The organism is Paenibacillus sophorae (assembly GCF_018966525.1).
Classification (GTDB): Bacteria; Bacillota; Bacilli; order Paenibacillales; family Paenibacillaceae; genus Paenibacillus_AQ; species Paenibacillus_AQ sophorae.
Window position 1 is genome coordinate 3,051,526 of the sequence record NZ_CP076607.1, and the last position, 18,112, is coordinate 3,069,637.

Here is an 18,112-nt window from a genome sequence, read left to right on the forward strand (position 1 = left end):
TCGGCCGCATTTTACGGCATTGCCGAGAGCCCTTGCGGCGCTTGGATTTGAACGAAAAAACCGCCAAAAACCCTGATTTCACAAGGCTTTTGACGGTTTTTTAATTCCGTTCCATTGACTTATATTCCGCTTGGTTCCGAATCGCATACAAGATTCAGGTCCGTGTGGGCTAACCCCCCGTGGAGGTTCGAGTCCTCTCGACCGCATTCCTAAAAACATCAGGATTATAAAATTGCTCTTGTAGCAGTTTTATAATCCTTTTTTTGTTTTCAAGATCTTGCTCACGACCTAGGCGGAAGAGATTTTTTTGAACAAATCCATGCTTAATCAACTTGTGTCTCCATTTCACTTGAGTAATAATGGATAGTTTACAATCCTCCAGTGCAAAGTAATGTTGAAGAAATTTTTTAAAGGAGGACATCATGAATAGGCTTCAAGAAGAAACCAACGTTGGAAATTATGTTTGGCGCGGAAGAAAGAAAATTGATTTAGTTAAAGAAGAGGATCGATTTACAGTTATTTCACCTGACCCCAATATGATTGAGAAATTGTCGGATTTAACCGGTGTTCATGAATTGAGCTCGTTAACCCCAAACATATATAAAGTCAAGACTTCTTCAACGGAGCGGGAACAACTCATGTCCATCATGCGTTCCCAAAATACGAATTTGGTGGTTCATCACGCCTATCGACCCAAAGGCAGCGATGGCACGATATATTATTTAACCGACCAGATCAACCTTTCATTTAAAGCAGGTACACCTGAAACCAAAATTGAACAACTGTTGGAGAAGTACAAATTGAAATTGATACAAGCCTATGACCAGCCTTCTTTAACCTATCTTGTAGGAGTCACATCGGACAGTAAAGAAAATCCCATTAAGGTGTCCAATCGTCTGATGGAAGAGCCTGAGATCGAATATGCTGAACCAAACATGATTAATCGCTTTCAACCCATGTACATTCCTACGGACAATCTTTTTCCAAAACAGTGGCACTTGAACCCGACGGCAGGTCTCTTTGTTGACAGACAAGCTAGTGTTTTTGCCCCAAACGCCTGGGACATTACGAAAGGGAATAGAGGTATTGTTGTTGCGGTTATAGATGATGGATTCGATCTTTCCCATCCTGACTTTCAGGGAGAAGGGAAAATCGTTTTTCCAAAGGATTACTCGGACAATGATCAATGGCCTTACCCGGAAGGAGAGGATTATCATGGCACACCTTGTGCCGGCGTAGCCGTTGCCGAGGAGAACGGCCAGGGCGTCGTTGGAGTTGCTCCGGGATGTTCATTAATGCCGATTCGGATTAATTTTAATCTGATTATGGACGACAGAAAATTCAAAGAAATTTTTGAAGAAACAGCTAGACATGCAGATGTCATTTCATGCAGTTGGGGACCAGCTCCTGCGTATGCGCCATTGCCTGCAATCGTAGAAGATACGTTCACCCGGATTTCCGTTTCAGGTGGTCCTAGGGGCAAGGGATGTGTCATTTGCTTTGCTGCTGCAAACTTCAATGCACCCATTAATGATCCCAATCCTAATCAAGTTTTCCGGTGGAGGGATTATGAAGGTAGAGCACGTGAAACACGCGGGGAGATTTTAAACGGGAATGCAGTTCATCCGAATGTGATAGCAGTTGCTGCTTCGACCAGCGTTAATCGCCACGCAGAGTATAGCAATTGGGGAAAAGAAATTAGCGTGTGTGCTCCAAGTAATAATTTTGATTCACGATTAAACAGATATGCTCCGGGACTTGGGATTTGGACAACGGACAATGAAAATGGTGGATTCGATGCAGGCATTTTTACCGGACGGTTTGGAGGTACATCGAGTGCTACACCTCTCGTTGCAGGTATCTCGGCTTTAGTACTGAGTGCTAATCCAAATTTGACAGCGAACGAAGTAAAGGAAATATTGCAGCGTACGGCTGATAAAATTGTAGATGAGCAGCCCGATTTGGAAGGAAATACACGGGGCAAATATGATGTAAATGGCCACAGCCAATGGTTCGGTTATGGCAAGGTCAACGCTTTTAAGGCGGTACAGGAAGCAAAGCGTTTAGTTGAACCGGCAAGGGAACCTCAACCCATTTAATTAAGAATATTTATAGCGGAAGGGTTGTTGCAAAGCAATTTTATTGCTTGAAGCAGCAACCCTTCTATATGTTAACCCTTGAACAAATGCGGTGGGAAATTAGGCAGCACGTATTCACCCAGCTCTTGAATAACTTCATCAGCAGGACGGTCGCTGTCAAACAGGGCGAAAAACAGATGATTCACGCCAATGGAACGGTAGATCTCAAGTAATTCGACCAGTCTGTTCCGGCCTACGCGATATCCAAGCCGGATTGGTGTTTCCCTTTCATCCGGGTTTTCCGCCAAATCAAGATGCATGGGCATAGAGAACGGACGGAAGGCTTCATTCCCTTGGCGGTCAGCGGAATCGCGCCATGCCGCTATGACTTCCCGCTGCCGTGCCGGTGCTTGAGGGTAATACATCCAGCCGTCGCCATTTTGACCGAGCCAGTCCATGTCTTGCTGTGCAAAGCCGGTAACGATGGTAGGAATCTTGTGACCTGGTTTCGGAACAAGTGTGGTTCGTTCCATACGGCCATAGCTGCTGGAATGAATCGATGGATAATCCTCATACAGCACTTTTTGAAGATAGGAGAAAGCCTCCCGGAACTGAGTGCCCCGGCTTGGGTGATCTACTCCAAGTCCGCGGAAGTCTGCTTGCCGGTCTCCGGAGGAAATCCCCATAATTAGCCGCTGGGGAAACAGCGCTTCTATGGTAGCCACCTCCTTCGCCAGCCGAAGCGGATGGCGAAGAGGCAGTACAAGCGCGGAAGTCCCGAGAGCGATTTGTTTGGTCTGACTGAGAAGATGTGTGCCGTAAATCAATATGTCATAAATTTGGCCGACAGCCGGGTCCAGAAAATTCGGATCTTTCAAGATAACGTCCCGGAGCCAAAGTGCAGTGAAGCCGTAGTTTTCAGCAGCTTGCGAAAGCTCAACCTGATGCGCCATCGTCGGCGCCTTCATTCGATAATTCTCCAGCGGGATGTGGAGACCAAGCGTTAACTCTCCTTCTTGGTACATCCTTTGATAACTCTGATGAGAATCAAACATATGCGCTCCCCCCGATCATTTCCGCTCAAGCTTGGCAGCAATCGCAGTGAGTATAACCGCAATGACAACCATTAGAGCTCCGATCCATGGCGTATGCACTAGTCCCATAGAATCGACAACGACTCCGCCGACAAAAGCGCCAATGGCAATGCCGATGTTGAAAGCTGCAATGTTTAGTGCCGAAGCGACGTCTACCGCTGATGGAACATACTTTTCAGCCAGTTGGACAACATACAGTTGGAGACCAGGTACATTCATAAATGCGAACAATCCCATCAAAATGATTCCAATCAGACCAACCGTTTTAAAGGGAATGAGGAACGTTAACAGAATGAGAACCGCGGCTTGTAAAATAAACATCATAAGCAGTGCGCGGATCGGGTTTTTGTTGGCCCATTTTCCGCCGATAGAGTTGCCGAATGCCACAGCAATACCATAGGCGATCAGGATAATGTTGATAGCGCCTTGGCTGAATCCGGTAACATCGTGCAGGAGCGGGTTTAAGAAAGTGAAAGCGACGAACGTTCCTCCATAACCGAGCGCAGTGATCAGGAAGCCCAGAAGCAGCCGGCCGTTCGTGATCAGTCGGAACATATCCGAGAATTTAGCGGGAGGAGATTGCTTCAAATTACGCGGAATAAGTATGGCGCTGGAAATGATCGCTATAACACCCAACAAGGCAACGCTCCAGAATGTCGCTCTCCATCCGAAAGCTTGACCGATGAATGTCCCGAGTGGAACACCTGTAACAATGGCAATCGTAAGACCGGTGAATACAAGGGCGATGGCGCTAGCTTTTTTTTCCGGAGATACTAACTGGACTGCAATCGTCGATGCAATAGAGAAAAAGACACCATGAGAGAATGCAGTAACGAAACGCGCAATTAGCAGCAGTCCAAATGACGATGAGAGCGCGGCGGTTGCGTTGCCGATGATGAAGATCACCATCAGCCACATGAGCAAAGACTTGCGGCTCATACGATTGGTGAGCGCAGTGAGGATAGGGGCTCCTACAGCAACCCCAATGGCATAACCTGAAATAAGAAGGCCGGCCAGAGTAATGCCGATGTTCAAGTCGCCAGCGATCCCTGCCAGCAGACCTACTGGAACAAACTCGGTTGTTCCGATACCGAAAGCGCTGATAGCAAGAGCAAGAAGCGCCCAGTTTCCTGATTTTTGCGTCTCTTTTGTCTGAGACACGGATTGTGCAATGTTGCTCATATGAATTTCCTCCACTTAGCTTATTTGCATCGAATCGAAATTCCATGCATTGAAATATTTATTGCATGGCGTTATTGTATATCTGTACGACCCTTATGATAAGTACGTACTTTAAAGTAATGTAGGCACTAAAAAGTGCCCTACTGTGTTCAAGGAGGTGAACTGAAGTGTTTAATATTCCGGTTGAAGCTACTCTTGAGGTTATCGGAGGCAAATGGAAGGTCGTCATCTTATGTCATTTAGATAAAGGGGAGAAGCGAACCAGCGAATTAAAGAGATTAATGCCCGGCATTACGCAAAAAATGCTTACCCAACAGTTGCGTGAGCTGGAAGAGGACGGAGTTGTGAAACGAAGTATTTACGAGCAAATCCCTCCGAAGGTGGTTTACTCATTAACCGATTACGGATGGTCTCTAAAACCAATTTTGGATACCATGTGTGCATGGGGGGAGAAGCATATGGAACAAACGGCTGAAGCCCCAATCCTATTATCTTCCAAATAAATTTAAACGTACTTATTCAATAAATAATGGGCTCAAAGTGGACTGTGCATTTTTATGCAGTCCGCTTTTTTTTGATTTAACGGCATGCATGGAAAGTTTTATAGGTACTTATAAGTGCCTGCGGTACTAAAAAGTACGTACTATTCTTAACGTTCTATTGGATTTATAATGAGCCTGCAGCGGGGCGAAGATCGGAATGAACATCCGGTCCCCTAAATGAGGCGCCGCCTCAGATTTCAACTCAAATAAATGAGGATGGAGGAAAGAATCAATGGCGAACAATTTACAAGACACAACTACTTTGCATAATGGTGTGAGTATGCCATGGTTTGGTTTAGGTGTATTTAAAGTGGAGGAAGGTCCCGAGCTAGAAAATGCGGTAAAAGTGGCGATCAAACATGGATACCGCAGCATCGATACGGCAGCTATCTATGGAAATGAAGAGGGTGTTGGACGGGGAATTCGCCAAGGGCTTGAGGAAGCCGGCATTGGCCGAGAAGAACTGTTTGTGACATCCAAAGTATGGAATGCCGATTTGGGGTATGAATCTACGCTGGCAGCCTATGAAACGAGCCTTAAAAAGCTGGATCTGGATTACCTGGATTTGTACCTGATTCACTGGCCGAAAGAAGGAAAGTTTAAAGAAGCCTGGAGAGCGCTGGAAACCATTTATAAAGAAGGCCGTGTAAAAGCGATTGGCGTAAGCAACTTCCAAATTCATCATCTTGAAGAGCTAATGGTTGACGCCGAAATTAAACCCATGGTGAATCAAGTCGAATACCATCCGCGTTTAACCCAAAAAGAATTGCAGCAATATTGCATACAGCAAGGCATTCAATTTGAAGCCTGGTCTCCGCTCATGCAGGGTCAACTCCTGGATAATCCGGAACTCAAAGAAATTGCGGATAAATACAATAAGTCCATTGCTCAAGTCATTCTGCGCTGGGACCTCCAGAACGGCGTTATCACGATTCCTAAATCTACAAAAGAACATCGGATCGTTGAAAATGCTAACATTTTTGATTTCGAATTAACTGGGGAAGATATGAAGCAAATTGACAGTCTGAATCAAAATCATCGGGTTGGTCCGGATCCGGACAATTTTGATTTTTAAGAAGAAGTAGACCGGCAATAGCAAAAGGGGACTGTGTGATGATCGGAATTGGTATTGAGCAATACGGCGATGAACAGAAACTAAAGACAGTAGTTGTACCCACAGAACCGTTAGGGCCTGAGGACCTTTTGATCTCTATAAAGGCAAGCGGGGTGAACCCCGTTGACTGGAAAGTGCGGGAAGGGCTTCTGAGAGAAGACTTTCCGTACCAGCTTCCCCTTATTTTAGGCTGGGATGCGTCAGGTAAGGTGGCGGCTGCCGGCTCCAATGTGAAGGATTTTAAAGTGGGAGACGATGTCTTTTTTAGACCGGAAATGGAAAAACAGGGAACCTACGCAGATGAAATCGTGATACCTGCAAGCCTGGTCGCACCGATGCCTCAAGGACTAACCTATGCTGAAGCGGCTTCGCTCCCCTTGGTAGGGCTCACGGTATGGCAGGCTCTTGTAGAAGCAGGGAATGTTCAGCCGGGGGATAAGGTGCTCATTTTAGCGGGAAGCGGCGGGATCGGTTCGATGGCCATTCAAGTCGCTAAAGCACGCGGCGCCTATGTGGCGGCGACAACAAGCTCGAAGAACATGGAATTCGTACGTGATTTGGGCGCGGATGAAGTTCTCGCTTATGACCTGGGCGGCTTGAATACAACTACAGAGTTTGATTTTTTGCTGGATACGCTCGGAGGCTCATCTTATGGGAATGCTCTGAAATTTATGAAGAAAAATGCAGTGGTGGCTACAATTATTAGCGGGCGGGATGCCGTACGTCCCGATTATATAGATGCAGTGGAAGAGGAACGCCAGTTGACGGTTAAGTTCGTATTTACTCGTCCGGACGGAAGAAATATGAACCATATCCGCGAGCTTGTTGAAGCGAAAAAGATAAAACCGGTTGTAACCGAAGTCCTTCCGCTGACCGTTGACGGAGTCAGAAAAGCCCACCTTATAAGCCAGACAGGGCGGACGCGGGGGAAGATCGTTTTGAGTAATAACAACTAATCTGCTTGATTAGTTGTTATTTTGAAATTTAGTAAGTGCAAATTTTCACAATTAAAAATTAAGGAGATGCTTCATCATGTTTACGAAAATTTTTGAACCGGGCAAAATAGGCAATCTGGAAATCAAGAACCGGCTGGTTGTCCCTCCGATGCTGTCTGAATATGCCACAGAAGACGGCAGACTGACTGAACGGTATATCAGATACTATGAGGAAAAAGCCAAAGGCGGCTGGGGCCTCATCATTACCGAGGATAACGCGGTTGAACCCCGTGGCGCCGGTTTCAAGAATATCGCCGGGTTATGGTCGGATGAACTCATGGAAGAGCATAAGGAATTGGTTGAACGGATTCATAAAGCAGGAGCTAAAATAGCGGTCCAAATCTATCATGCCGGCAGAGAAGCCAGCAGTACAATCATGGGAATGCGGCCGATAGCCCCTTCGGCGATTCAAGATCCGACGCAGTCTGAAACTCCTGTTGAAATGACCACGGAGGAAGTTAAGGAGATGGTCGAGAAATTCGCGCAGGCCATCAGAAGATGTAAAGAAGTGGGCTATGATGCCATCGAGCTTCACGGCGCGCACGGATACTTAATCAACCAGTTCGTTTCTCCTTTTTCCAATAAACGAACCGACGCCTATGGCGGAAACCTGATGAATCGGCTGCGGTTCCCGCTTGAAATCATTGCAAGAGCCAAGAAATTGGTTGGCAATGAGTTCCCGATGATTTACCGGATTTCTGCCGACGAGATGGTGGAAGGCGGACTGACGATCGAAGATACGAAAGTGATCAGTCAGGTGCTGGAGGAAAATGGCGTTGCGGCCATTCATGCTTCTGCCGGTGTTTATAAGAGCGGATCGATCGTCTCTGCGCCTACAGCGATCAGAACGGCCGTTTTCTCCGACTACGCCAAAGAAATTAGAAAAGTAGTCAATATTCCGGTATTCGCAGTAAACAAAATTATCTACCCGCATGTAGCGGAGTCGATTCTAAAGGAAGGCAAGGCGGATTTTGTGGCCATGGGCCGGGCTTCCACCGCAGATCCTCAATTCCCGAACAAGGTGAAGGAAGGACGGCTGGATGAAATCATTTTCTGCATCGGCTGCAGACAAGGCTGTCAGTGGAGAATCGCACAGCAAAACCCTGTGTCCTGCTTGGTTAACCCGTTGACGGGCAAGGAAAGTGAATATGAGCTTCAAGAAGCTGAAGTTAAAAAGAAAGTGATGGTCATCGGGGGCGGACCCGTCGGTATGGAAGCGGCCATTATCGCCGCAAGACGCGGTCATGATGTAACCTTGTATGATAAGAGCGATAAGCTTGGCGGACAGTGGCTGCTTGCTGCAATCCCTCCCGGCAAAGAGCTCCTGAACACCTTTACTGTATGGCAAAAGGGCGAGCTTGACCGGTCAGGGGTCAAAGTCGTGTTAAATACAGAGGTAACGAAAGAATTCGTAGAACAAGTAAGCCCGGATGAAATCATACTCGCTTCGGGAGCCACTCCAATCATTCCTGGAATTCCAGGCGCAGACAAATCTCATGTATATACGGCCAATGATGTATTGCTCGGAAAAGTAGATCTGGTGGATCATGTGGTTGTCATTGGCGGCGGGCTTGTAGGAGCGGAAACGGCAGAACATATTGCGGTTCACAATCGGAAAACCTCCATCGTTGAGATGCGTCCGGAAATTGCAGCCGACATGGAGCCTGCCTCCAAAGAGTTCTTAATGAAATCCTTAAAGCATAATGAAGTGACCACTTATGTAAATTCAAAGGTTCTGGAAATCACGGATACCAGTGTGATCATTGAAACGGAAGAAGGACAACAATCTCTGCCTGCTTCTTTGGTCGTGTTGGCGATAGGATCTAGATCCAATAACGCATTGGCTTCCGAGCTTGGAGATAAGTACAGCGTTAAAGTGATTGGCGATGCTTCTGTTGTCGGCAAAGCTTTGGAAGGTATAAATCTTGCTTACAAGACGGCCTTGGCTATATAATTCCCGGTAAATTTATATAGAATGATTAACGGACTGCAGTAAATGTGAATTATTCATTTGCTGCAGTCTTTTTCACTATTTCGACTAAATTATGGATGGACAGACTCTTGAAATGATCAATACGCGGTGATATATTGTTTTTGGGAATAAAGCATACTAAACATATTGGTGAAATAGTGATTACATATTCATTTTGCTGCCAACTGGAAAACCGGAGGCCAGATTAATGTTCAGCATTAATCGGGTCTCCTTTATTTTTAATTTTAGGAGGTTGAAGCTGATGTCTTCAGCGTTACCGTATAAGAAAGGTCTTCACAGCATTGATCCTTATATTCCCGGCAAGCGGCTGGAGGAGGTAATGAAGGAGCTTGGGCTTCGCAAGGTGATCAAGCTGGCTTCCAATGAGAATCCTCTGGGCTGCTCCCCCCGTGTTACGGAAGCGGCGGCGGCTGTACTGCAATCCCCCTCCCGCTATCCGGACGGAGGCAGCTCGGAGCTCAAGGCTGAACTGTCCCGGCTTACCGGGCTTGGGCCGCAGCAGTTCGTTATCGGCGCAGGCTCCTTTGAGCTGATTGCCTTTGTTGCGGAAACGTTCATCGGGCCGGGCGATGAGGCGATTATGCCGACTCCTTCCTTCTCTTGGTACGGTACGGTCACCAAGCTGCAGGAAGGCAGGATCATACAGGTGCCGTTGATAGCGCACCACGTCGATCTGGACGCCATAAAGAGAGAAATAACAGATAAAACCAGGGTCATCTGGCTCTGCAATCCCAACAATCCCACCGGCACTATCTTTACAGAAGGACAGCTTAGCAGATTCTTGAAGGATATTCCGTCTTCGATTGTGATCGCCATGGATGAGGCCTACTGTGATTTTGTAACCGGCGGGCAGGGCTACCCGGATACGCTCAATTGGATCGGGCAATATCCGAATCTTATCGTTCTCCGTACCTTTTCCAAGATTTACGGGCTGGCCTCTCTGCGCATCGGGTACGCCGCCGCAAGCGAGGAAACAGCCGATTATATGAACAGATGCCGCCAGATTTTTAATGTGAACGCTGTTGCCCAAGCCTCTGCTTTGGCCGGCTTAAAGGACGCCGGATTTCGGGAGAGAGTTTACGAGAACAACCGGCAGGGAAAGGAATATTTCTACAAAGCCTTCGGAGAGCTGGGATTAGACTACATTCCAACGGAAGCCAGCTTCATTATGGTGCATACCGGGCAGGATAGCGAAACTCTGTATCAGCAGCTGCTGAAGGAAGGCGTGATCATTCGTCCCGGCGCGGCTTACGGCATGCAGGAGTGGCTTAGAGTCAGCATTGGAACGATGGAAGAGAACCGCATATTTATAGAGGCGCTGCATAAGGTGCTGAAAGCCCCGGAGGCGGCCGGCAGTTCAAAGGGCTAACGCATTAAGGGCTTTACTTATTGATTGAAGGGAGAGAATGAATATGATCTTGGCAAAGGCTCCGGAGAAGTACTGGAACGAACCGGGAATTCTCGCAAAAGGAGGAGAGATTATTGCCCCCATCGGCAACCGGGCTTGGATACTGGCGGGAAAGACGGCGTTGTCCGTCGCAGGTGAAGTATTACTGAAAAGTCTGGACGAAAGCGGCGTTGTATACGAGATTCAGGTGTATGAGGGTTACTGCACCCTGGAAGATATCGATATTTTCGCGGAGGCGGTGCAAGCTTCGGCATCCGATGTTCTCATTGGGATTGGCGGCGGCAAAATTCTGGATACCATTAAGGCAGTGGGCGATAAGCTGAGCCTTCCGGTTGTGACGGTCCCAACCATCGCGGCAACCTGCGCCGCATGGTCGGCCCTGTCCGTTACCTATACCCGTCAAGGAACCCAAACCGGGGGAATCATACTGGAGAGATCGCCGAAGGCGGTATTGTCCGACACGGCAATATTGGCGGCTGCGCCGCCCCGCTATATAGCGGCCGGGATTGCCGACACGCTCGTCAAATGGTATGAAGCGGCGCCCAACGTGGGAGAAGGACCAAGCAGCATTCACGCCAGAGCGGGACTCGCGACCTCCAAGCTGGCGCTTGATATTCTGGAGGAGCTCTCCATCGACGCCTATCTGGCGTCAGGCCGCGGGGAGGTTACGGATGCCATAACCGAGGTAACCAATACCATCATTTTTCTGGCAGGCCAGGCTGGCAGCTTGAGCAGCGGCAGACCGCGGGCTTATATTGCGCACGCCATTAACAACAGCCTGACCAAGCAGCATGAGACTCATATCCGGCTGCATGGCGAGAAGGTAGCATTCGGTCTGGTCGTGCAGCTGTATCTGGAAGGGTATAGCCAGACCAAGATCGATACCGTCGCCCGCCTGCTGCATGCTCTCGGGCAGCCGCTAACCTTGCGCGAGCTTGGATTTAAGGACAGCTTCGGGGACAAAGCGGCGCTGGTAGCGGGCGGTGTTTCCCTTAACGAAGAAGCGGCAGCCGCGCTTCCCTTCAAGGTCAATGCGGAGCTTCTGGAGCAGGCCATCCTGAATACCGACCTAACCGGACAACGCATCGCAGAGCAGGAGCAGAACACTTCAAGGCAGGCTCAGGCCGTATGACCCGGCCGCGCTTTGACTTTGACAGGCCGGTTGACAGGGACAATACCCTGTCGGCCAAGTGGAACTATATCAAGGAATCCGTAGGAGTGGAGGATGCTCTGCCCATGTGGGTGGCCGACATGGATTTTGAGACCGTTCCCGAGGTTAAGGCTGCGATTCTGGATAGAGCGCAGCATGGCATATACGGGTACACGGCACGTTCCAAGGGCTATTATGATGCGATTATCGATTGGAATTTGAAGCGGCACGGATGGAAGGTGGATAAGAAGTGGATTACCCACAGTCCGGGCGTGGTCAATGCTTTGTTCACTGCCGTACGCGCCTTCGTCAAACCGGGAGACGGTATTCTCATCCAGCCTCCGGTTTATCCCCCTTTCTATCGGGCCATCAGTAAAAATAATTGTGAGACCGTCCTTAATCCGCTGAAGCTGGAAGAGGGCCGCTACGTTCCCGATCTCGCCGACTTTGCAGACAAGGTCGGGAGCGGCAGGGTCAAGCTGTTTATTCTATGTAATCCGCATAACCCTGTGGGAAGGGTGTTCACGGAAGAAGAGCTTCGGGCAATGGGCGAGCTGTGCTTGAAGCATGGCGTTATCGTCATATCCGACGAAATTCATTCCGATCTTCTGTTCAAGCCGCACCGTCATGTTCCGTTTGCATCCATCTCGGAGGCATTTGCACAGAATTCGGTCATATGCACGGCTCCAAGCAAAACGTTCAATTTGGCGGGTCTGTCCACGTCCAATATCATCATTCCGAATGATGAACTGAGACGGCGGTATGATGAAGTCAATGAGCAAGTGGCGCAAAAGAGCCATAACATATTCGGCGCAGCGGCCTGTGAAGCGGCATACCGACATGGGGAGGAATGGCTGGATCAGCTGATGTCCTACATAGATGGAAACCGGCAGTATGCGTTAGAATTTATTGAAGCCAGGCTGCCGCAGCTGAAGGTGTACAATCCGGAAGGGACCTATTTCCTGTGGCTGGACTGCCGTTCGCTCGGTATCGGTAATCAGGAATTGGAAAAATTTTTGCTGCATGAGGCAAAGCTCTGGTTCAATCAGGGATATACTTTTGGCAATGAAGGAGACGGATTTGTCCGGATCAATATCGGCTGCCAGCGTTCGACTGTGGAGGAGGCCCTGAAGAGGCTTGAGCATGCCGTTTGCTCGCCTGTGCAGCAGGGATAGCCGATCAAACATCTTTTTTTGCATAAGGCAATCACCGAAATAGCCCTAGGGCCCTATATTCCGTAATCCGAAAAAACGGACACTCCCAACGTCTCAACAGATGTGGGAGTGCCCGATTTTTTTTCAAAATATTACTCATAATCAGGCCGGAGAGGTAACTTCTTAATATCCTCCACCATACCCATACCCAGGATAGTAAGGATAAGGTGGATAGTAATATGGATAAGGTGTGAAAAATGGAAATGCAAAAAAGAAAAATGGGAACCGGCGTCGGCGGAATCTGCGAAATCTCCTTTGACCATAGCCAAACGCTCTGTAAGTATTGTCATTTTCCCGTTCTGCGGCATCAATCTCTTCAGGAATCAACATCGTGACGCCATCGTCGTCCATACCATCGATAATTCCATCAAACTGTGACCCGTCTCTCGTCTGGGCAATAACATGGTAATTCATGTACCTTTGACATAATGTTTTTACATCGCCTCCCATTTCTCCCATTGGGTAAGCCGCCTTGCTTTGATTAGGATATGTTGGATTTGGATTAATCATTTGCCTATCCCTCCTTTACAGCCTTAGGATATTCGCCCATTCCGGAAAGTGTTACTTGTATAGAAAAATGGAAAAAGCCCCCTGGTAAAGGAGGCTTTTTCGTTCATCATTACCCGAATATCGGCTGCTGTTAGGCATTTCTATTTGGTGTTCGTCCGGATTATGACTATACTTTTTTGATTTGTCCGCGGATTTCTCCGTCCGGAAATTGTATCGTGTGGACATTCACATAAGTATTGCCGCGTTTAATTTCTTTGACCAAGGATCTTATTGTCATCCCGCGCAGAGGTCCGACTAAGTCCGCTGCAGTAAGGGTTCCGCGTACAACCCCTCTTCTTACAGAGATGCCAAACTTGCTTGGACCGAACAAGAATGCGACAATAGGGCCGTTCTGGCCTCTTCTGCCCAAGTGGATATGGGCTTGAGTAACCCGAGAAATGTTTCTTACGACAAGAACGAACGACAATCTTTTGCCGTCGCGGCTAAGTCTGAACGTAGCGGTTCCGAAAGCTTGTGTCCGGACTGGAGGGACCTCTTCTCTGCCAGATAAAAAAGCTCTAAATATGCTCATGACACTCACTCCTTTCGAAATAGATAGAATATCGTATTCCGGTTAGGAGAGAATGTCATGTTCGGATGCCTATTTTGGATAAAAGAGCAAAGGAGATCATTTTAAGCCTTCGTAAATGGCATTACGGAGATCTATTGTAAACTGGCCGGACATCCCTTCCAGCGTGGTATTCGTAAATGCTGCAACGCTAAGCTTCCGGCTAGGGTCTACGAACCAGGAATGGCCATATACTCCGCCCCAGCGCCACGTTCCCGGAGATTGCGGCGTCGCGGCGGCAGCGGGATCTGTCAGCACGGCGAACCCGAGGCTGAATCCGAAGCCCGGCGAGTCAGGGAGCGTCAAACCGGATGTCTGGCTGCGTCCCATCTCCTCAATTAATGCTGGCGTAAGCAGCGGATTGCCGCCTGTTCGCAGAGTTTCAAGAAGATGCAGGATATCGTCCGCGGTACCGATCATTCCCGCGCCGCCCGATGGAAATGCAAGGGGATCGAAGGCCCGGCTAGGATCGAGTAAAGTGCCAGCTACTCCTTCTAATTTGCCTACAGTATCAGGCTCCCGCATACGGCGCGGCTCGGGTATATCATCGGCATAATTTGCAGCAAGACGTGCCGGGTCAACGACATTGAACGCCGTGTCCGTTAAGCCGAGCGGTTCCGTCACCAGAGAACTGACCGCTTCGGGGAGCGGTCTGCCGTGTGCGCTTGCTACAATCGCACCGAGCACATCTGCAGCCAGCGAATAGTTCCAAGCGGTTCCGGGGGCGAAGAGCAACGGTACAGAAGCCAGCCGCCGTAAATTTTCTTCGAGTGAAAGGTTGGAACGGTCCATTCCGTCGGAGACGCCGGCCTGGTGGTAAGGGCCGTCCTCCGGTTCCAGAAAGCCATAGCTAAGACCGGCCGTATGGCTCATCAGCTGGCGCAGAGTGATTTGAGCCAGAGAGCCGTCGGCCAGCCGTGGTTTGAAGTAGGGAAGCCAAGTATCAATAGGCATATCAAGATCGAGTTTACCCTTGGAGACGAGCACCATAGCAGCGACCGAGACGACAAGCTTGGTTACCGACGCAAGCCGAAACAATGCATCTTCACGCATGGGCAGGTTCCTCTCGCGGTCTGCCAATCCGGCGGCGCGGCTATAACTGAGTTTACCGTCTAAAGCTATTTTAACTACCGTCCCAACCAACCGTTTTTCGGAAAGTGTACGATCAATGACTTCATCAACTTCTGCTTGCAAGCCTTCTGCACCCAATTGATTAAATTCGTATTTACTCAAAGTTTATCCTCCTCCCAAACGTCAACGATAAAGAATATTATGGACCAGCATCCAGTTTAAAACAATATGTCAAATCGGATATGCACCGGCAATCGTGAATACCTTGGAGGAGGCAGCCAAGGGAAGCCGTCTGTTTCTGCTCCGGTCCTCCCACATCTAATCCATATGGTTCGGAAAAATCTGGGGGTTGGAATTATATCCAAGTTCACGCTTTCTTCGGTTTCTCATTTGTTGTAGTGACACCGGCGGCAAAGCAGTTTATTAATGTTTTGGGTCAATTGTATGGCGAGGGGTTTCCCTGAACCAAACAATCTTAACAGTGATGCATATAAGTGCCAAAGCAGCAAAAACCAAACCGCTCCGAATGATTTCGTTTATACCCAAATCGGAAATAAACCAGCCTCCCACGGCTGTTCCCAACGTAACTCCCAAATTAGAAAAAGAGACATATAAACTGTTTGCAAATTCGGGCGCCTCTTGTGCTTCGGATGTCAGCCAGATTTGACTGACTATCAGTCCGCTGGTGTGAACTGCTCCCCAGAGAAGAATAGCTGCAATGACGGGAATAACGGAGCTTGATACAAAATAAAGAAGCAGGTAGCAGAAGCCTAACGCTACAGGATAAAACAAGACCGTTTTTACCATTTGAAAAGTGAGCAGCTTTCCCGCATACCAATTGCCCAGAACACCGCTGATTCCAAAAACTACAAGCATCAGGCTGATAAATGCCCCGTTCATCTCGAATCTTTGCGTCAAATACTCGGAGAAATAACTGTATACAGAAAACATGGAGGAGAAGATAAAGCAGTTTGCAGCCATATTCAACAATAGCGAGGGTTTTCGCAATATGCCGAGCTGGTTGCCGAAAGAAAGATGGTTAATCTTTGCAGATGGAGAGGGAACCATAATACCAATCCCAATACAAGCGATCCCGTTTACAATCGCGGAGAATAAAAAAGAAGTACTTAGTGATAATTGATTCGCGATATAAGAGTTAAGCGGAATTCCCAGAACCATGCCTATGCTGACTCCTAGAAATACTTTTGCACTTGCTTTAGCTGCTTCTTCTTTTTGAGATAATGCCCCGGCCATTGCAAAAGCAATCGAAAAATAAACCGGATGGAAGAAAGCGGGGAGTATACGGAACAACAAAAGAATCTCAAAGCTGGGCGCAAATGAGGAAACAAAATTAGAACCCGCAAATAATGCCATGATCCCCATCAACACTCTTTTTTGATTCGGTCTGGATAGGAGTAATGTCATCCAAGGACCAAATATAGCAATAATGAACGCAAATGAACTGACAAGCATACCGGCAGATACAGCAGATACATGGTACTTATTCATGACCATTGGTAAAACTCCGACGATTCCAAGCTCCGTATTAATGATGCCGAATACCCCAACTGTAATGAAAAATAACGAATAGTTCAGGCTGTCGAGAAAGTCTCGACAGCTATTTTTAAGTTCTGATAATTTCACACGACACCGCGTTAATGTTGTATAATATAGGTAACACATATTTTAGAACGGATGGTGTTCTTTATGCTGCGATCTAACCGGGAAAAACAACAATCTTACGAATTCGTTTCTATCGAAGATTTGGTGCCTCAGGATCATCTGCTCCGCAAAGTGGATCAACATATCGATTTCTCTTTTATTGATGAAAAGGTCCGTCCTCTGTACTGCGCGGATAACGGGCGGCCGGCGATTGATCCGGTAGTACTGTTCAAGATGATTTTTCTCGGTTATTTCTACGGCATTCGTTCCGAACGTCAATTGGAACGGGAGATTCAGACTAATCTGGCGTACCGTTGGTTTTTGGGACTCGGACTGACCGACAAAGTGCCGGACCACACGACCATTAGTTGGAACCGGCGAACCCGGTTTAAGGATACGAGCATTTTTCAGGATATTTTTGATGAGATTGTTTTGCAGGCCATCTCGCACCGGATGGTGGGCGGCCGCGTCCTAATTACCGACTCGACTCACATCAAGGCGAACGCGAATAAACACCAGTACACTAAGCAGCAAGTACTGCAAAACACGAAAGATTATATCGGTGAACTCAATGCCGCCGTGGCGGAAGACCGGAAGGAAAACGGAAAAAAGCGCTAAAACCGAGAGAGGAAGTGACCGAGGAAAAGGAAATTAAAGTGAGCAAGACTGACCCAGACAGCGGGTATATGATTCGGGACGGCAAACCGGAAGGCTTCTTTTACTTGGACCACCGCACGGTGGATATGAAATTCAATATGATTACGGATGTGCATGTCACGCCGGGAAATGTCCATGATTCGGTTCCTTATTTGTCGCGTTTGGACCGGCAAAGAGAACGGTTTGGTTTTAAAGTCGAGGCTGTAGCGCTGGATTCGGGTTATTTGACGACACCGATTTGTAGAGGTCTGAAAAGTCGAAAAATTTTTGCGGTGATTGCTCACCGGAGATTTCATCCCAAGCAAGGACTGTTTCCGAAATGGAAGTTTACGTTTAACGCAGAGCGCAATCTGTACGTCTGCCCGGCGAGTCACGAACTGGTCTACCGTACAACGGACCGGAAAGGATACCGGCAGTATGCTTCTGATCCGGAGCACTGCAAGGCCTGTCCGCTGCTCGAAAAGTGTACGCATTCCCGAAACCACCGCAAGGTGGTGACCCGACATGTTTGGGAGGACAGCAAGGAGTGGGTACGGAACAACCGGCTGAGCCGGGACGGCAAACAGCTGTACCGCAAACGAAAAGAAACGATTGAGCGAAGCTTCGCGGACGCCAAAGAGCTCCATGGGTTTCGCTATTGCCGTTTGCGCGGGCTGGCCAACGTCAAGGAACAGGCCTTGATGACAGCAGCCGTACAGAACATGAAGAAGATGGCGATCCACCTGGATCGCCTGGAAAAGCGGGGGTAACCCCCTCGATTTTCACTTCTTCGCGTCCTAAAACAAAAAGAGAAACCCAGGGTCTTTGAGGAAGACCGGGTTTCTCGACAAGCTGA

15 protein-coding genes are annotated in these 18,112 nt (G+C 48.3%); 9 read left to right on the top strand and 6 right to left on the bottom strand.

Annotated elements, in window-relative coordinates; translation table 11 throughout:
* Nucleotides 1-422: 422 nt before the first annotated feature.
* The gene (locus KP014_RS14350; protein WP_051500531.1) at nt 423-2,099 is read left to right on the top strand and encodes a S8 family peptidase; all 1,677 of its coding nucleotides are present in this window, start codon (nt 423-425) and stop codon (nt 2,097-2,099) included.
* A 71-nt stretch (nt 2,100-2,170) separates the two neighbouring features.
* On the opposite strand, the gene KP014_RS14355 is transcribed toward KP014_RS14350, so the two are convergent.
* Complete coding sequence (locus tag KP014_RS14355; protein WP_090834589.1) at nt 2,171-3,133, bottom strand: TIGR03571 family LLM class oxidoreductase; 963 nt, start codon at nt 3,131-3,133, stop codon at nt 2,171-2,173.
* Nucleotides 3,134-3,148: 15 nt separating this feature from the next.
* On the bottom strand, nt 3,149-4,354 hold the full coding sequence (locus KP014_RS14360; protein ID WP_036592965.1) for an MFS transporter: 1,206 nt from the start codon (nt 4,352-4,354) through the stop codon (nt 3,149-3,151).
* Between the two features lie 167 nt (nt 4,355-4,521).
* On the opposite strand from KP014_RS14360, the gene KP014_RS14365 reads away from it, so the two are divergent.
* From KP014_RS14365 to KP014_RS14395, 7 genes are all read left to right on the top strand, one after another.
* Nucleotides 4,522-4,857 (top strand): winged helix-turn-helix transcriptional regulator, encoded by a 336-nt coding sequence (locus KP014_RS14365; RefSeq protein WP_036592963.1) that lies wholly within the window; start codon nt 4,522-4,524, stop codon nt 4,855-4,857.
* Nucleotides 4,858-5,128: 271 nt separating this feature from the next.
* Complete coding sequence (locus KP014_RS14370) at nt 5,129-5,971, top strand: aldo/keto reductase (RefSeq protein ID WP_036592962.1); 843 nt, start codon at nt 5,129-5,131, stop codon at nt 5,969-5,971.
* Nucleotides 5,972-6,009: 38 nt separating this feature from the next.
* Nucleotides 6,010-6,966 carry an NADP-dependent oxidoreductase gene (locus KP014_RS14375; protein WP_036592961.1) on the top strand — a complete coding sequence of 319 codons (957 nt, stop codon included), beginning with the start codon at nt 6,010-6,012 and terminating at the stop codon, nt 6,964-6,966.
* Nucleotides 6,967-7,042: 76 nt separating this feature from the next.
* Complete coding sequence (locus tag KP014_RS14380; protein ID WP_036592960.1) at nt 7,043-8,959, top strand: oxidoreductase; 1,917 nt, start codon at nt 7,043-7,045, stop codon at nt 8,957-8,959.
* A 280-nt stretch (nt 8,960-9,239) separates the two neighbouring features.
* On the top strand, nt 9,240-10,367 hold the full coding sequence (gene hisC, locus KP014_RS14385) for a histidinol-phosphate transaminase (RefSeq protein WP_036592959.1): 1,128 nt from the start codon (nt 9,240-9,242) through the stop codon (nt 10,365-10,367).
* A 43-nt stretch (nt 10,368-10,410) separates the two neighbouring features.
* Entirely contained in the window at nt 10,411-11,538 is a 1,128-nt protein-coding gene (locus KP014_RS14390; RefSeq protein WP_175491945.1) for an iron-containing alcohol dehydrogenase family protein, read from the top strand.
* Entirely contained in the window at nt 11,535-12,731 is a 1,197-nt protein-coding gene (locus KP014_RS14395; protein WP_036598395.1) for a MalY/PatB family protein, read from the top strand. Before KP014_RS14390 ends, KP014_RS14395 begins: the two co-directional genes overlap by 4 nt.
* A gap of 162 nt (nt 12,732-12,893) precedes the next feature.
* On the opposite strand, the gene KP014_RS14400 is transcribed toward KP014_RS14395, so the two are convergent.
* From KP014_RS14400 to KP014_RS14415, 4 genes are all read right to left on the bottom strand, one after another.
* On the bottom strand, nt 12,894-13,280 hold the full coding sequence (locus KP014_RS14400) for a hypothetical protein (protein ID WP_051500321.1): 387 nt from the start codon (nt 13,278-13,280) through the stop codon (nt 12,894-12,896).
* Between the two features lie 166 nt (nt 13,281-13,446).
* Nucleotides 13,447-13,851 carry a CHRD domain-containing protein gene (locus KP014_RS14405; RefSeq protein ID WP_036598393.1) on the bottom strand — a complete coding sequence of 135 codons (405 nt, stop codon included), beginning with the start codon at nt 13,849-13,851 and terminating at the stop codon, nt 13,447-13,449.
* A gap of 96 nt (nt 13,852-13,947) precedes the next feature.
* Nucleotides 13,948-15,120: a serine hydrolase domain-containing protein gene (locus KP014_RS14410; protein ID WP_051500320.1), complete on the bottom strand. Its 1,173-nt coding sequence runs from the start codon at nt 15,118-15,120 to the stop codon at nt 13,948-13,950.
* A 261-nt stretch (nt 15,121-15,381) separates the two neighbouring features.
* Nucleotides 15,382-16,602 carry an MFS transporter gene (locus tag KP014_RS14415; RefSeq protein WP_246590497.1) on the bottom strand — a complete coding sequence of 407 codons (1,221 nt, stop codon included), beginning with the start codon at nt 16,600-16,602 and terminating at the stop codon, nt 15,382-15,384.
* Between the two features lie 63 nt (nt 16,603-16,665).
* Here KP014_RS14415 and KP014_RS14420 point away from each other — a divergent pair.
* A protein-coding gene (locus KP014_RS14420; protein WP_216700361.1) for an IS1182 family transposase occupies nt 16,666-18,026 on the top strand; the annotation gives its coding sequence in 2 pieces (ribosomal slippage) (nt 16,666-17,233 and nt 17,233-18,026; 1,362 coding nt in all).
* Nucleotides 18,027-18,112 lie beyond the last annotated feature (86 nt).